Below are 17285 nucleotides of genomic sequence, written 5' to 3'. Positions count from 1 at the left end.
TTAGAATATAATTATGTTTGTAATCAATATTTTTTTATTATTTTTTTTATTAATTTTATTCAAACTTTTATTATATATTTTACTATATATAATCGAAGAATTATCTATTAAATAATTGTGATAAGCATATCCATTAAAATTAATTTTTTCATTATTAAAATATTTATTTATCAAACTTTTTGAAAGCCCTTTTTGGTGCATAAGAGATAGAGGGTATCCTATAGTTTCTATTTCGTACTTTGCGAGGTCTTGTAAAGTTGTTTCATTTTCTTTTTTTGAACTTTTTTCTAATTCACCAAATAGAGAACTTTTTATTTCTTCTAGTTGTTGGATCTTGCCTTTTAGTCTTTGTGCAGATTCTTTTAATAATTTTTTTCTATTTGGCTGGAACTTATCTAATGAACCGCTTTTTATTAGTAATTCGATGATATTTCTATTTATATTATTAGCAATTACAAAATCAAAAAAATCATCAACACCATTAATTTTACTATCCTGAAATGTCTCTGTTATGTTTTTACCTACACCTTTTATAACATACATGGGTAATGTGATTTCTGATTCAGTATATAAACCGATTGGAGAACTGATATCAGGTAACTTTATTCTTATACCTAAAAAAGAACTCTCATTTAATATATCAAGATCCAACCCTTTTAGGTTTATATATTCAAAGAAGAAACGGGACGGATTTTTAAACTTCTCCTTCGCTAACCAATACGTTATATGTGCATAAGCAACTGCATGTGACTTATTGAACGCATATTGTGCGAAGTTTTCTATCTGTAAAAATAACGAAGTTGCTTGCTCTTTTCCAATTTGCTTTGAAGCTGTTATGATAAATTTGTTTTTAAAATTAGTAATCTCATCTTTCCTTTTTTTAGATACTACTTTTCTTAGTAAATCAGATTCCTGAGAAGTGAATCCACCTAAGATTTGAGCTACTTTCATTATCTGCTCTTGATAAACCAAAACGCCCTTTGTTTCTGGTAATATTTTTTTCATGTAATCTGGAGAGGTGGTTTCAATGTACTGATCTATCATTCCTGATTCAAGTGGTCCAGGGCGGTTTATTGCTAATAACAAAGCCAATTCCTCAAAATTTTTAGGTTTTATTTTTATACTTAAACGTTTCCCAAGTTTAGAATCAAGTTGAAAAATGCCTTTTGTTAAACCTTTAGATAGATAATGGTAAGTTTTATCGTCGTTTAAATTTTCATATTCTTCTTTTACATTGAGTTTTCTTAAAAAAGTTAATGTATCGAGAGCTAAAACATCGAACTTTTCTACTCCCAATAATTTTAAATCAGACATCTCCCATTCTAAGATAGGAATATCCTTTTTTTCAATAGGTGAAAATCTTCGTAAATCATTTTGTGATATGATTAGACCAGCTGCATGAGTTGATTCAGCTATTTCTAAACCTTCTAAATAATAAGAAAGAGTGTAAAATAATTTGTCTTCTTTCGATAATGATTTGAATTTAACAACATTTTCTTTTGATCTTAATGGAGAATGGAAATTTATATTACTTTTATAACCTAGTAGCTCTTCTGATTTTTTTAATACGGATTTGATTTTCATAGTTGAATAGGTTCTTATTTGGGCTATGTTGTTTTGACCTATCTCATTTTGAAGGGCTTTTATTAGATCGATTCTTTTTTCTGCATCAACATCAAGATCTATATCTGGTAGTTCATGTCTGTATTCATTTAGGAATCTTTCAAATATTAAATCGTACTTTAGAGGATCAATTTTTGTTATACCAAGTTTGTATACTAAAAATGAGCCTACTGCAGAACCTCTTCCAGGACCAATGGGGATATTATTCTTAGTAGCTGTATCTACTATCTTTTTTACTGTTAATATATAGTTTTCTACTTTGAGTTTCTTAATTATTTTTAATTCGTAGATTAGTCTTTTTTTCTCTTCAGGCGTCAAATTGTTTGTAGAAATATATCCTTCAATTTTATTATTAATAAGTTCATATTCTTTAAATTTGTACTCTTTGAGATTATATTGAGTATCAATATCTTTAAAGATAGATAATTCGTTTTGATACTTTAAAAGATCTTTTATAGTAAGTGCTTCTTCATTTTGAAATATTTTTTTAAATGCGGTAGATGGATAGATTACATGAGGAAGTTTTATTTTTAGTTTCTTTAAATTTAAATCTTTATTTAATCCATTGTAATAAGAAATTCCATTCTGAATATCTTTGTTTGTTTGAATTAAGAAGTTATCTTCGTTTGTTTCGTAAATAATAAAAGGTTTTATTCTATACTTTATAGCATAATTAATAAAACTTATCCAAGACTTTGGATGAGGTTCTGATAGAATTATTCCTTCAAATCCATATCTTTTAGCTATTGGAAAGAGATCCCTTAGTTGTATGTAAGATTTTCCTATCGTTTTTGATGTAACAATGGGTCCTAATATTTTCAAAAAAAGACCTCCGATTCTACTATTTATTCAACTCTACCAGTAAATTTTTAAAATCAGAAGGTGGAGGCGCTAAAAATTCCACCCAAGTTTTTTTCATGGGATGATAAAAGCCCAGTTTTAATGCATGAAGCATCTGCCTATCAGCAGTAATGCCGTAATTTTTCTCTATTTTATTTTTCCCATAAAGGGAATCACCAACTACAGGGTTGCCTAAATATTTGAAATGCACCCTTATTTGATGAGTTCTGCCTGTTTTGAGTCTTATCCAAACAAGAGATGCCAAATTATCAAACTCTTTTAAAACCTTATACTCAGTTATTGCTTCTCTTCCATTGTACACAACAGCTCTTTTTTGTCTTAAGGTTGGATGTCTTCCTAACGGTAAATTAATTTCTCCTTCTTTTTCTTTTAATAAGCCTTCTACAATTGTTAAGTAATATTTTTTTGTCTTTCTTTCTTTGAATTGTTTTGATAAAAGGTGAAGAGTTATGGGGTTTTTAGCAACCACTAATACACCAGAGGTTTCCTTATCAAGCCTGTGAACTATACCCAATCGCTCTGAGTTTTGTGAAAAACTTTTGAAATCTTCTATATGATAAAGTAAACCATTAACTAAAGTACCACTTTTAATAGTTGGGGTTGGATGTACAATCAATCCGGCTGGTTTGTTAATAACAATGAGGTCTTCGTCTTCATATAGAATATCTAAATGAATGTTTTCAGGTAAAATATCTTTTTCATTTCTATCTTCTTTAAGATTATCTAAATCTATTTCTATTTCATCACCAATTTTCACGGTATAATGGGCTTTTTTTATGTTACCATTGACTTTTATATTTCCTTCACTAATGGCATTTTTAAGGAGGTTTCTCGAAACTCCTTCGAATGAATTCTCAACCACAAAAACATCTAGCCGTTTTTGTTGTTCTTCACTTTTAACCTTGATTATTCTTTTTTTCATATGAACTCCTTCGTAAAAGATGGTACAGTAATATCAATGCCCCAAAAGTAACAAACATGTCTGCCACATTGAATATTGAAAAGTTTGGCCAATAAATCATATCAACAACGTAACCAAGTCTGACTCTATCAAATATATTCCCTAAAGCTCCTCCTAGAATAAAAGACATACCTAAATCAAAAGATTTAAAAAAAGGCTGGGTCTTCTTCTTGTATATTTCTCTGAAAGAAAAAAGAAAAATAACTACAATTGTAGAAATTATAGCATGAAATAAAGCTTTTCCCTGAAAAAGGCCGAAGGCAATTCCAGTATTTTTCACATAGGTCAATTGGAAAAAGCCGACTTTTATAGTATTATTAATCAAGTAAATCTCTGAAAGTTTTTTTGTAATTTGATCAAAAAAAATGATAATGGGGATAATCCAGGTCATAAAACAATATCTCTCCTTTTAAAAAGACTAAATATCTCTGAAATCGATTATAACATAGTATGAAAAAAATTTTCTTATTTCAGCGTTAAAATCAAAATAATAGATCATATTAATGATTTTAAAAGTGAAAGATAAGCCTTGTTACTGTGGGTCATTTCTACAAAACTTAATAAAGATGCTTGAAGATATGTTTTCCGCTATTAAAATAAATCTTACTTAGAAAGAGACAGTAAAAAAGAAAAACCCCTTCTAAGAAGGGGAATCAGAACTGAACAGGATTCAAAATTTCTTGGTCTTCATAGCTTCGCTGATCCTACTTTCTTTTTTTTCTAGAGACATTTTTGAAGATACATAATTATACAAAAGTTCAATCATAAACATTTCACCAATTCTGCTTACTGTGAACTCACTTTCTTCAGGCATTTCTGCAGAGGTATATAAAACAGTATTTACTATTCTAGATAATGGGGAATTAACTCCCGCTGTAATTCCTATTGTATAAGCTCCAGCTTCTTTTGCTACCTGTGCTGATTTGTATGTATCTCTTATTACTCCTGAATGGCTTATTGCTATAACAGTATCATCTTTTTCCAGATTTGATCCTACGATTACCTGCATGTGTGGATCCGAATATGCATTTGTGGAAAAACCAAGTGCTGCAAATTTTAAAGATGCATCTAGTGCAACAGGAAAAGACCTTCCAACAGCATAGAATAATAATTTTTTACTCTTTAATATAATATCAGAAATTTGATTGATTTTATTTTTATCTATTTGACTTTGAATATCTGATAAAGAATTTATAGTTTTATTAAACACTAGGTCAAAAATATCTAGTGTTTCTTTTGGTTCTAGTGCAGGTATGCTTAATTCTCTAGCCAATTCTAATTTGAATCTTTGATATCCAGAGTAACCAGCTTTTTTTAAAACACGATATATGGTAGTTTCACTCGTTCCTGCCCAGTTAGATAATTCTGTAATGCTATAATGTATAACGTCTCCAGGTCGCTCTATTATATATTGGGCTGCTAGCTTTTCTTTTTCTGTTAGTGAATTATATAGTCCTTTAATTTTTGAAGTTACCAACTTCTTCACCTCTTGATTTTTACAAGCTGTCTATTAACATTCTCTTTTTTTTATTAAATATTTCTATTTGGTTTCTTATGATTTTTTCAGCGGCATCTTCATCCATATCTTTTGTTATTTCAGCAAAATCTGCTACTCTCCCAAAATATAAAGGGACCAAAGACTCAACAATATTTTTATCTTTATTCTTTGAATACTCTAATAAGGCATTGTATAAAATATCTACCCATATTTTTAGTGAAATCTTTTTTTCTTCTTTAATTGTTTCAAGATAATTTCCTGCTAACCTTTTGGTTTCTTCTATTTTCAAACCTTCTAAAAGCTGTTTTTTTAAGTTATCTATGTTTATATTTATTGGTTCAACGGTAACTTTTGGGATTTCACCATATATTGGGGCTTCTTCTACGGTTTTTATCTCTTTCCACTTTGAAAAATTTTCTACGAGAATTTCAAATAAAGTGCCTACTACCTGCTTAAACATTGGAGACAAGTCGGAACCTGGGTCTTTAGGATCGTGGACTTTTGCACCTAACGCCGCCTGATAAACTTTTTTGTCTGAATTCAACATAGCGTTTGTGGTCATCCAGATATCTATACCAAACTTTGCTACATCCGTTTTGGCAACTTCGTTAACATTGTTCAAATAGATATCAAACATATATTTCCCTACTCCAAAATCACCTCCTATAGGTTGTCTCACAGATTGTCCCAGTAAGGATGATGTTAATGGGTAACAGACCTGGTTTGTAATTGTTCCGTCGTATTTATGCCTCACATAATAGGGTGTCACATAATCAGAATTTCCTTTTATTATAGGGGTTGTTAACCTTTCTATCCACCATGGTCTTACACTTTTTAGATCCGAATCCAAAAACACAACTACTTCGGCATCTAGATATTTTGCGAGTTCTATAACTGATAACATTGCACTCCCTTTACCTGGAATTCCTATATAATCAAAAGCTAATTTTGGAATATTCTCAGTATCGGTTTTCATGAATGCATCTTTGGTCCCATCTTTTGAACCACCGTCGGAGTTAACTATTATTCCATCAGAATTAAAATATTCTTTTATTCCCTTTGCAGCGGTTTCGGTCACAAAAGAAATGGTATCTGCATTATTATAACTTGGGATACCCACAACAATCCTTACTTTTTCAGGAGATTTCTGTAACAATTTTCCATCAAAGAAGTTTGGCATGTTATATTTCCTCCTTTTTTTACTAATTTAAAAAATTTAATATTCTACTCTTTAACTCCTCCAGCAGTTAATCCCGCCGTGAGATATTTTTCTACAGCCATAAACATTGCGATAACAGGAACGGCAGTTAAAACAGAAGCTGCCATCATTTTAGCCCAAACCGCATGTGCTGAAAAAAAGATTTCTCTCAAACCTACAGGTAAAGTATAAGATCCAGGAAATGGTCTTATAAAAATTGATGCAAATAGATACTCGTTCCAACCAATCATAAATGCGTAAATGAATACCGTTATTATTGCCGGCATTGATAGTGGAATAATAATTCGCATAATAGTTCCAAACCTCGTACTTCCATCTATCAAGGCTGCTTCTTCTATAGATTCAGGGATAGTTCTAAAATAATTTCCAAGCATATACATAGAAACCGGTAAAGTTTGAATAACATAAATTATATATAGCGAGAACATAGATGTCCCAGCAGTGTTGGTTAAGCCGATTCTTACGAACATATCATAAAGCGGGACAGATAATATTACTCCTCCAACTAAATATACAAGTAAGACGCTTCTTTGAACCATGTTTCTACCAGGGTACCATACTCTGCTAAATGAATATGCCCCAAAAATTCCTATTATTAAACTAGTTAAAGCACTTAGTCCAGCTAATAGCAAACTATTACCAAACCATCTTAAAAATGGGAACGATTCTCTACGCCTTTGTGATTGAATGTTTTGCATTACTTGTTCTCTTTGCTCTTCAGGAAGTGATTCTAATAATTTAATCAATTGTTGTTCTTCTTGGCTCATTTCTTGTCTTATGGATTCTTGAAAACCTAAAAGTTGTGCATATTGAGACAAAGTTGGATTTTTTGGAATTAACGACGAATCAAAAGCATCAGAATCATATCTAAAAGAAACGGATACCATGTAAGCAAATGGATATGCAACAAATATTATAACAAGAGCGATAAAAAACCAAAAGAAAAATGTTTTTATAAAAGATCTTTTCCTTACTACCATTTTAACACCTTCTTTACATAGACGGTAATTAAGGCCATCATCACAATGAAAAGAACCGTTGCTATAGCAGCGGCAACACCTAGATCAGGAATACCAGTGAATGCAGTTTGATAAAGATATATAGGTAATGTTCTAGCTTCTTTAGATAAAAGATATACCTCTTCAAATTTATAGAAATTCCAAATACCTCTTAAAAGAACTAAAGAGCCCAATACATAATATAATTCTGGAAGGGTTATATGTCTGAATTTTTGCCACCCATTTGCTCCATCAATATCAGCAGCTTCATAATAATCTTGAGAAATAGATTGTAATCTTGATAAGATCATTAAATATATAAATGGGAAGTTTTTCCAGATACTGTAAAACGATACAACTAAGAATGCATTATTTGGATTGTTAACAACGTCCTGAGTTATATCCATTATTCCAAAGTTACTTAATAGGATTGTTAGAGGCCCATTCAATGGCATTAGTACGTATTGCCAGGCAAAAACCGTTGAAATAACAGGAGCCACATAAGGAAATAGAATAAGGGCTCTCACTATACCTCTACCAGGAAACTCTTTATTCATAAGTAAAGCTACACCTAAACCAACCAAAATACTACCTGCAACAGTTATTGCAACGAATAACAAAGTAATTCCGAAAGAGTTCCAAAAAGTAGGATCAGTTAATAACCTTCTATAATTCTCTAAACCAACAAACTTATTAGATTGACCAGGAGTTAAAGATACTTCAAAAAAACTTAAATAAATATTATAAAGAACAGGGTATAAGATAAAAACTCCGATCAGTATAACTGCTGGAGACACTAACTTCCATCCGAAGACAGCTTCTTTTCTTTTTAAGGAAGATAATTCTTTATATTTTGTCATCCTTTCCCTCCTTCCCTCTTTTCAAAAAAAAGGGGAATAGAATTATTCCCCTTTTTACTTATCTGCTTACCATAAAGCGTCAATTAATTATTACTTACCTAACAATTTTTCCGCTTCTTCTTGGGCCCATTGAGCAGTTTGTTGAGGAGTCCAATCATTTGCAAACATTCTGTTGATAGCTCTACCTACTACAAAGTTACCCGATAATACGCTCATTTCTTCGATTATCTGACCTTCCACAAACTCGAATCTTTCAACAGTATCCAAAGCAGATATAATCGTTGTTATTTGATCTTTACCATATCTTTCTAAGACCGGATTGTCTAAAAATTCATCCATTTCAGCTATAGAACTCCTTGTTGGGTTCATACCTCCTGGTGCCATATGTAGCCAGTAAATATAATTATTACCGGTCATTAAGAATTTCACCCATTGCTCAGCTGCATCTTTATTTTTTGAAGTATTCAATATACCCAAACCAACTACTTCACCATAGGAAGAAGGCTTGACATTGATCATTAGATTTGCAAATCCTGTATTCTCAACAAGTTGAGGATTAAAGTTTTCGACTCTTTGCTTTTGAACTTCTTCTACAGCGATATCATCCATAATATAAGTTGAGTAGAAAACCAACGCTGCTTCGTTGTTTAAATACGCATTGAGAGCTTCCGGAACTCCCGTAAATCCAGGTCTTGAATATTTTCCCAACTCTTTATAAAATCTGAAGGCTTCGATCATTTCAGGAGTATTGAAAAGAATATTTCCATCTTTGTCTATAGGTATTGCACCATTTGAAAGTGCAACTTGTGAAAATACTTGTTCGGTATAAGCATCTGCTTTTTTAGGAAGTACCAAACCATAGAACTGGTTTGCGGGATCGTTTAAGGCTTTTGCGGCGGTCAATATGTTGTACCAAGAAGTTGGTGCCCCTAAATCTCTTTTTTCAAATAAATCTTTATTATACCAGATACCTTGAACCCATGCGTGGAAAGGAATTCCATAATAGCCTCCATCTGGGGCTCGCATAAGTCTTGATACACCTTCATATACATCTCCAAAATCTTCAATAATCTTTGCGTTAAGCTCTGTATCCATAAAGCCTTGACTTCCAAGTAATAGTATTGGAGAAATACCACCTTCTACAACATCAGGTAAAGTACCTGCTTGAACAGCCCTTGGGATTTGTTCTAAAATTTCATTTTCCTCGATAGGAACTAAATTAACCTTTATCCCAGTTTGTGCTTCAAATATTTGCGCTAATGCTCTTATCCTTTGCTGCCTATCTGTTTCAACTTGAGTGTGCCAAAATGTAATACTTTGTGTGAAAACTATCGCACTAATAAATATAACTAAAAGTACTACTAAAAGTTTTTTCACCTTGAAACACCTCCCTTTAATTTTTGATTCTAGAAAATAATTTTTAAAAGTTATAATAAAAAAGAAAATTTCCTTTTTATTATAACCAAAAAAAATATATTTTCAAAGCCTTATTATCTTTGATTATCAATGATTATATCCAATTATTTTTAAATAAAGACGATTATATTTGTTATTCTTATTTTTTGATTTATTTTTAATTTAGAAATGAAATAATGATTTTGTTATAATAATTAAAGTATGAAAAACACAGGTCAAATTCTCTGTTTGTAACACAAAGAATTTTGCGGGAGGTTAGAAATATGAATAAAATAGTTAAGGAAGATAAAATTAAAGATATAAAAATCACGCTAGTTTTTGGAGATATAACAATTGAAAAGGTTGATGCCATTGTTAATGCTGCTAATTCTCATCTTCAACATGGTGGTGGAGTAGCGGGAATAATTTCAAGGAAAGGTGGGTCGCTAATTCAAGAAGAATCCAATCAATATTTGAGTAAATATGGTTCTGTTGAAACAGGAGATGTAGCAGTTACATCAGGTGGTTACTTAAATTGCGAATATATCATCCATACGGTAGGACCCATTTGGCATGGAGGAAGTTCAAATGAAGAAAAGTTATTATACAAAGCTGTTTTTAATTCATTAAAAAAGGCGGAAGAAATGCAATTGACTTCTATAGCTTTGCCAGCTATAAGTGCAGGGATTTATGGGTATCCTATTGAAAAAGCAGTAGTAGTTTATAAAAAGGCCGTGTTTGATTTTATAGAATCAAAACCAAGTTTTCTCAAAGACATAAGATTTATCATCTATAACGAAAATCACTTAGGATATTTTGAAAAAGAATTTTCAGAATAATGAGCTTTTTAAGAACTCTAAATTATTATTTTTCTTTACGTAAAAATCTTAAAAAGTCAAGAAACGAAATCCTTAATTTAAGAGAAAGAAAATTCAGAAAGATTATAAGATATGCGTATAAAAATATTCCTTTTTATAATGAATACTATACTTCTCGTGGAATAAAAGAGAATGATTTGAATTTTATTCCTATTTCTGAATTACCAATTATAAATAAAAATATTCTTATGAATAATTTTGAAAAATTCTTTGCAGATAAAAGAATCACTAAAAATAAAGTTGCAGAGTTTTTAAAGGATAATCCTCATCCTTCATCTTTGCTATTTAATAGATATTATATTATACATAGTTCTGGTTCAAGTGGCAAAATAGGTTTTTATCTCTATAGTATGAGAGAGTGGGATTTTATTAAGGCAGTTTCAACACGAATGTTTCCCAAATTCAATTTAGAAAGAAAAAAATACGCTTTTATTGGGGCGGTTGACGGTCACTACGCGGCCATCAGTTTGTTTTTATCTCCTCTTCATCAAATTGAACAATACTTCTACAAAGATTTTATGGTGATGGATATAAATAGACCTATAAAAACTTATATAGAAAAACTCAATGAGTTTAATCCAGATAATCTCACAGGGTACCCCTATGGAATTAAATTACTTGCAAAATTTCAAAGAGAAAAGATTTTAAATATTTATCCTAAAGTGATTGTTTGCGGGGGAGAACAGCTCTTAAAATCAGATAGAGTATTTATTAAAGATATCTGGAAAAAAGCGGAAATCGTAGATAACTATGCCACATCTGAATCTTTAGCAATGGGAGTTTGTAGAGAAGATTTAGAAGGGATGTATATATATGATGATGCGGTTTATCTTGAAATTGAAGATAATAGAACTTTATTAACAAATTTATACAATTATACCCAACCTCTTATAAGATACGAATTAACGGATGTAATTAAAGCTACAAAAAAAGAAAATTATAAATGGCCTTTTACATGTATTGAAAATATCTCTGGCAGAGTTGAATTAATTCCTACTTTTATAAACCAAGACGGGGAAAAAGATTTTATACATCCAATAGTTATAGCAGAGATCTTTGTAAAAGGGGTAGATAAATTTCAGTTTGTTCAGACAAGTGATCAATCTTTTGAATTTAAGATTTCAATTTTGAAAAGCGAATCAGTAAATCGAATTATTGATGATACAAAAAAAATACTTAACAGTATTTTAGAAAGAAAAAATATGAGAAATATAAATTATAAAATCATAGTGATAGATGACATCAAACCAGATAAAAAAACTGGAAAGTTTCAATTAATTATAAGTTATAATAAGAAATAAAGATAGTAATTTAAAATAGAAGGATTAAAAATATCGATAATTATGGGGGTGGGAAGATGGAAAAAGAGCTTGTTAATCTAACCAGGTTTACTTTGGAGGAACAGAGAAAACATCCGGAGGCAACTGGAGATTTCACCTTAATTTTACAGCAAATTGGATTTGCTGCAAAGATTATTAGTAAAGAAGTTAATAAGGCTGGTTTGGTAAGAATATTAGGTAAAACAGATACATTTAATTATCATGGAGAACAACAGCAAAAGCTAGATGTGTACGCAAATGAAATTTTGATTAATTCTCTGGAATATACCGGGAAAATATGCGGAATGGCTTCAGAGGAAGTTGACGATATTATCCCGATCCCCAGTATTTATTCTAAAGGAAAATATTTAGTTGTCTTTGATCCGATTGATGGTTCGAGCAACATCGATGTCAATATTAGTATAGGTACAATATTTGGTATATATAAAAGGAAATCTTCAGCTAGCGGAAATATTACGCAGAAAGACTTCTTAAATAGAGGTAAAGATATAGTAGCGGCAGGTTATATTATTTATGGTTCGAGTACAATGTTTGTCTACACAACAGGTAATGGAGTCAATGGTTTTACCCTTGATCCTTCTGTTGGAGAATTTCTTTTGTCACATCCAAATTTAAGAATTCCAGAATACGGAAACATTTACAGCGTAAACGAAGCAAATAGTCCATATTGGGATGATAAAATAAACCAATACATAGATTTTTTAAAAAAATATTCTGAAAGAAAATATACTTTAAGATATATAGGTTCATTAGTTTCTGATTTTCACCGAAATTTGTTAAAAGGTGGAGTATTTCTCTATCCTGCAGATATTAATAGACCTAATGGTAAATTGAGATTAGTATATGAAGTAAACCCAATGGCTTTTATTATGAGACAAGTAGGTGGAATGGCCACAGACGGAAAGCAGGATATATTAGAGATACTTCCTGAAAGTTTACATCAAACCACCCCACTAATAATGGGTTCGGAGTTTGAGGTAAAAAAATATTTAGAATTTGTAAATAATTAATAATAATAATAGAGAGAAGGTGTTTCACATTGGGAAATTTATACTTAATAGACGGCTCTGGAATCGCTTATAGAGCTTTTTTTGCTTTAGGCGATTGGATGAGTACATCAAGTGGACTTCCAACTAATGCTATTTATGGGGTTACAAGAATGCTTTTAAAACTTCTGAAAGAGTACGTCAGAAATGGTGAAGACTCTGTCATATTCGTTATGGATAAAAAGACTACAACATATAGGAACGAATTACTAGAAACATACAAAGCACAAAGGCCAAAAACTCCTGAAAATTATATTGAACAAATCCCTTACATCTACAAATTAATTGAAAGTTTAGGTGTTAAGTTGGTTGTTATGGATAATTATGAAGCAGACGACGTTATTGCTACAATAGTTAAGAAAAAAAAAGAAAAATATGATAACGTATATATAATCACTTCAGATAAAGATATGATGCAACTTGTAAAAGATAACGTGTATATTCTAAGACCTGAAAAGGGGATAACTGAAATCGTTAAATACGACGCAAAGGAAGTTGAAAATAAAATGGGAGTGCCTCCCGAAAAAATTGTCGATTTACTAGCATTGATGGGCGATAGTGCTGATAATATACCGGGAGTAAAAGGGGTAGGAATAAAAACAGCTCAACAATTGTTGAAAGAGTATACATCTATTGAAGATGTGTTTAGAAATATTGATAAAATAAAGGGTTCTCTTCAAAAAAAACTAAAAGAAGGGGAAGATTTTGCGTATCTTAGTAAAAAGTTAGTTCAATTAATGACAGATGCCCCTATTGAGCAAATATACAATGACGAAGAAATAGTGTATAAAGGATTTATGAACGAACTGAAAGATCTGTTAAAAGAGTTAGAATTCAGTTCTATATTGAAAGAATTAGATATTACAGATACCTCAACCAAAAAAGAAGAAATAAAATCAAAAAAGAAAATGGATTATTCTTACAAAGGAAAATACAATCAATATACCTCAGAAAATTACAAAGAATTATTTGAAATTATAGAGAAAAACGAAATAGTATCCTTTGACCTTGAAACTTCGTCTTTAGATCCATATCAAGCAGATTTAGTTGGAATAGCTTTGTCTGTAAAACCTTTTGAAGGATATTTTTTATACCTATACAAAGATCCAAAAAGATGGGAAATAACAAGTGAATTGATACATATATTGAACAAAAAAAAGATTATAGGGCAAAACTTGAAGTACGATATCTCTGTTTTAAAGGTAAATGGGTTAGAACTAAAATCAGTTTTTTTTGATTCTATGATAGCGGCATACCTTCTAAACCCTGACAGTCGCAGGTTTAATATGGATGATTTGGCTAAAGAGTATTTGAATTATAGAACTACAAAGTATAAAGAAGTTATGGGAAAAGATATAAAACTTTTAACCCTTGGAGATATCGATAAACAAAAAGTTGTTGAATATGCAGGTGAAGATGCGGATATAGCTTACAGACTTTTTGAAGTGCTAAAGCCAAAGTTAGAAGAATTTAAGCTATCTGAACTATTATCAAAAATAGAAATACCTACCATAAATGTATTATCAGAGATGGAAATGAACGGTGTTTTTTTTGATTTAGAAGAGCTGAAAACTTTGGAAGGAGAGTACAACATTAAATTGGATTCTTTGATGTTGGAAATGAAAAATATATCGGGATATGAATTTAATCCAAACTCACCAAAACAAGTTGGAGAATTGCTTTTTGAACAATTAGGCTTAAAAGGAAAAAGAAAAACCAAAAGCGGTTCCTACTCAACCGATGCAGATTCTTTAGAAGCATTAAGAGATGAACATCCAATAGTAGAAAAGCTTTTGGAGTACAGAAAATATCAAAAACTTTTATCTACATACATATTAGCTATTCCAAAGTTGGTTAACAAAAAGACCGGAAGAGTTCATACCTCTTTCAATCAAACCGGTACAGCAACGGGTAGATTAAGTAGCAGTGATCCTAATTTGCAAAACCTTCCTATTAGAGAAGAAGAGGGGGAAAGGATTAGAAGAACTGTAAAAGCTCAAAAATCAGAATATGTTTTACTTAGTGCGGATTATTCACAGATAGAGCTCAGAGTTTTAGCTCACCTAGCGAAAGATGAAACATTGATAAAGGCTTTTAAAAATAACGAAGATGTACATGCATTAACTGCGGCTGCAATATTTGGAGTGAAGTTGGAAGAGGTGAACTATAACATGAGGAGGGCAGGAAAGGTTGTTAACTTTTCTCTCGTTTATGGTTCCTCTCCTTACGGTTTAGCCAAGAACTTATCTATTTCTGTTGAAGATGCAAAACATTTCATGGAAAGATACTTTGAAACTTACAAAAATGTCCAAAAATTCCAAGATGAATGTTTAAAAAATGCTCAAAAAGAAGGTTATGTAGAAACCATCTTTGGAAGAAAGAGGTTTATTAAAAGTATTAAAACCGGTAAATCAGAATTGAAAAGGATAACTATAAATACGCCTATTCAAGGTAGTGCTGCTGATATAATGAAGTTAGCTATGATTAAGTTATATCAAGAACTTCCCAAACAAGCAAAACTCATCTTACAGGTACACGATGAGGTAGTTGTCGAATTGCCCGAAAGTTTAGAAGAGAAGGTTAAAACTATCGTTAAAGATTCTATGGAGAATGTAGTGTCTTTAGATGTGCCTCTAAAAGTTGATATAAACGTAGGTAGAAGATGGCAAAAGTAATTATTTATAATTTTGTATAGTTCATTATTACAATTTTTTCTTTTTTTAAAGAGAATTTGATATAATCTATTAAGCAAAAATATGCAGCGAGTGGAGGTTGTGCATGTCAAAGTTTCATATTGTAAAACTGGGATGTCCCAAAAATGATGCGGATATGGAAGTGTTGAAAGGATTACTTGAAAAAGAAGGATATACTTACGAAAAAGTCCCAGAAGAAGCTGATTATATATTTATAGATACATGTGGATTTATTGAAGATGCAAAAAAGGAAAATATAGAAAGTATATTTGAATATGTATCATTCAAAGAGATAAATAAAAATATAAAAGTCATTCCTATCGGTTGTTTAACAGAAAGATACTTTGATGAAATTTTAAAAGATATTCCCGAAATTGATGGATTATTCGGAGTACTATCCCCCAAAACAATCATTGATAAGTTAAAGAAAAAAGAGTATTATTTCAAGGCTGATACACCTGAGAGTACTTATATCTGTGAAGTTAGAGCAAAGCCAGAACTTTCCTATGCATACGTTAAAATTGCCGACGGTTGTAGTAGAAATTGTGCGTTTTGTTCGATTCCTACTTTCAAAGGGAAACCAAAGAGCAGAAGTATCGAGGACATAAAAAAAGAAATCGATTTTTTAGTTCAAAACGGAGTTAAAGAGATTATCTTGGTATCTCAGGATAACACGTTGTACGGTGTGGATAATTACAAAAAACAAGCTCTGCCAGATTTACTGAAAGAATTGGAAAAGATTGAAGGAAAATTCTGGATAAGAGTGATGTATTTACATCCAGATTTTTTAACTCAAGAGATCATTGATTCTATACATCTAAACAAAAAAGTGCTCAATTACTTTGATATTCCAATACAGCATGTTTCAGAAAAGATATTAAATGCAATGGGAAGAGTAAAAAAGAAAGAAGAACTAACAAAGCTTTTTGAAAGTATAAGAAAAAAACCTTCTGTTATAAGAACAACTTTGATGGTCGGGTTTCCTGGAGAAAAAGATGAAGATTTTGAAGAGCTACTTGATTTTGTAAAAGATGTTAAGTTTGATAGAATGGGAAGTTTTACGTTTTCAAAGGAAGAAAATACAAAGGCCTACAAATTACCTGAACAGGTATCAGAAAAGGTTAAAAACCAGCGTCAAGAAGAATTAATGAACGTTCAAAGTAAGATTTCTCAAGATATTATGGAAAGTTATATGGGTAAAGTCTTAGAGGTTCTAGTAGAGGAATATGATAACGGTATTTATATAGGAAGAAGCTTTTTAGATGCTCCAGAGATAGATGGGAATGTCTTTATAAAAAGAGGATCTGAAATTGAATTGTCTTTAGGAGATTTCACTAAAGTAGAAATAACCAATTTCTACGAATATGATATGGAAGGGGAAGTAGTTCAAAATGAATTTACCAAACCTATTGAGCTTTTCTAGGATAATTTTGGCTATTCCTATATTCATTTTAACAATCTTTGGGGAACCTATTTATACAACAGCTTTGATACTTTTTATTATTGCTTCTTTGACAGATTGGTTGGATGGTCTTGTAGCAAGAAGAACAGGGCAAGTTACCGATTTAGGAAAATTTTTCGATCAAATATCTGATAAGATACTCATAAACACAGTTTTTATTGCTATGCTTGGAGCGGGAATTTTGCCAGCGTGGTTTGTTGCAGTTATAGTTTCTCGCGATACATATGTGAGTGGTTTAAGGATGGTTGCAGCAAGTAAAAGTGTAGTGGTTCCAGCAGATATGTCTGGTAAAATTAAAACAGTCCTCCAGATTTTACTAATTATAGTTATTTATTTAAATCTCTGGATGGTTCTGGTTACTTTTTTATTATATTTAACAGTGATAATAAGTTTGTTATCTGCATTTAATTACACTATAAAAAACATCAAACAGATTAATTAGTTTGTTTTA

Annotated in this window: 14 protein-coding genes; 6 read left to right on the top strand and 8 right to left on the bottom strand. The window is 31.1% G+C overall.

Annotated elements, in window-relative coordinates; genetic code table 11:
* The 8 genes from PW5551_RS06875 to PW5551_RS06840 form a co-directional block, all read right to left on the bottom strand.
* Complete coding sequence (locus PW5551_RS06875; protein ID WP_113075054.1) at positions 1-2445, bottom strand: DNA polymerase III subunit alpha; 2445 nt, start codon at positions 2443-2445, stop codon at positions 1-3.
* Between the two features lie 19 nt (positions 2446-2464).
* Positions 2465-3406, bottom strand: a complete 942-nt coding sequence (locus PW5551_RS06870; protein ID WP_113075053.1) for an RluA family pseudouridine synthase — start codon at positions 3404-3406, stop codon at positions 2465-2467.
* Positions 3381-3836, bottom strand: coding sequence for a signal peptidase II (gene lspA / locus PW5551_RS06865; RefSeq protein ID WP_113075052.1), 456 nt, complete (start codon positions 3834-3836; stop codon positions 3381-3383). The genes PW5551_RS06870 and lspA overlap by 26 nt, the downstream gene beginning before the upstream one ends.
* Positions 3837-4115: 279 nt before the next feature.
* Entirely contained in the window at positions 4116-4931 is an 816-nt protein-coding gene (locus PW5551_RS06860) for a MurR/RpiR family transcriptional regulator (protein WP_233488465.1), read from the bottom strand.
* Positions 4932-4941: 10 nt separating this feature from the next.
* Positions 4942-6123, bottom strand: a complete 1182-nt coding sequence (locus tag PW5551_RS06855) for a glycosyltransferase (RefSeq protein ID WP_113075050.1) — start codon at positions 6121-6123, stop codon at positions 4942-4944.
* Between the two features lie 44 nt (positions 6124-6167).
* Positions 6168-7142 (bottom strand): carbohydrate ABC transporter permease, encoded by a 975-nt coding sequence (locus tag PW5551_RS06850; RefSeq protein WP_113075049.1) that lies wholly within the window; start codon positions 7140-7142, stop codon positions 6168-6170.
* Complete coding sequence (locus PW5551_RS06845; protein ID WP_113075048.1) at positions 7136-8020, bottom strand: carbohydrate ABC transporter permease; 885 nt, start codon at positions 8018-8020, stop codon at positions 7136-7138. The genes PW5551_RS06850 and PW5551_RS06845 overlap by 7 nt, the downstream gene beginning before the upstream one ends.
* Positions 8021-8110: 90 nt before the next feature.
* The gene (locus PW5551_RS06840) at positions 8111-9397 is read right to left on the bottom strand and encodes an ABC transporter substrate-binding protein (RefSeq protein ID WP_113075047.1); all 1287 of its coding nucleotides are present in this window, start codon (positions 9395-9397) and stop codon (positions 8111-8113) included.
* 302 nt (positions 9398-9699) lie between these two features.
* On the opposite strand from PW5551_RS06840, the gene PW5551_RS06835 reads away from it, so the two are divergent.
* The 6 genes from PW5551_RS06835 (at position 9700) to pgsA (ending at position 17276) form a co-directional block, all read left to right on the top strand.
* Positions 9700-10254 carry a macro domain-containing protein gene (locus PW5551_RS06835; protein ID WP_113075046.1) on the top strand — a complete coding sequence of 185 codons (555 nt, stop codon included), beginning with the start codon at positions 9700-9702 and terminating at the stop codon, positions 10252-10254.
* Positions 10254-11594, top strand: coding sequence for a phenylacetate--CoA ligase family protein (locus tag PW5551_RS06830; protein ID WP_113075045.1), 1341 nt, complete (start codon positions 10254-10256; stop codon positions 11592-11594). The genes PW5551_RS06835 and PW5551_RS06830 overlap by 1 nt, the downstream gene beginning before the upstream one ends.
* A gap of 56 nt (positions 11595-11650) precedes the next feature.
* Positions 11651-12643 carry a class 1 fructose-bisphosphatase gene (gene fbp, locus PW5551_RS06825; protein WP_113075044.1) on the top strand — a complete coding sequence of 331 codons (993 nt, stop codon included), beginning with the start codon at positions 11651-11653 and terminating at the stop codon, positions 12641-12643.
* 29 nt (positions 12644-12672) lie between these two features.
* Complete coding sequence (gene polA / locus PW5551_RS06820) at positions 12673-15354, top strand: DNA polymerase I (protein WP_113075043.1); 2682 nt, start codon at positions 12673-12675, stop codon at positions 15352-15354.
* 103 nt (positions 15355-15457) lie between these two features.
* Positions 15458-16795 carry a 30S ribosomal protein S12 methylthiotransferase RimO gene (gene rimO / locus PW5551_RS06815; protein WP_113075042.1) on the top strand — a complete coding sequence of 446 codons (1338 nt, stop codon included), beginning with the start codon at positions 15458-15460 and terminating at the stop codon, positions 16793-16795.
* Entirely contained in the window at positions 16764-17276 is a 513-nt protein-coding gene (pgsA, locus tag PW5551_RS06810) for a CDP-diacylglycerol--glycerol-3-phosphate 3-phosphatidyltransferase (RefSeq protein ID WP_113075041.1), read from the top strand. Before rimO ends, pgsA begins: the two co-directional genes overlap by 32 nt.
* Positions 17277-17285 lie beyond the last annotated feature (9 nt).

This window comes from Petrotoga sp. 9PW.55.5.1, assembly GCF_003265365.1.
Lineage (GTDB): Bacteria > Thermotogota > Thermotogae > Petrotogales > Petrotogaceae > Petrotoga.
This window is presented reverse-complemented; position numbering and strand designations above follow the sequence as displayed.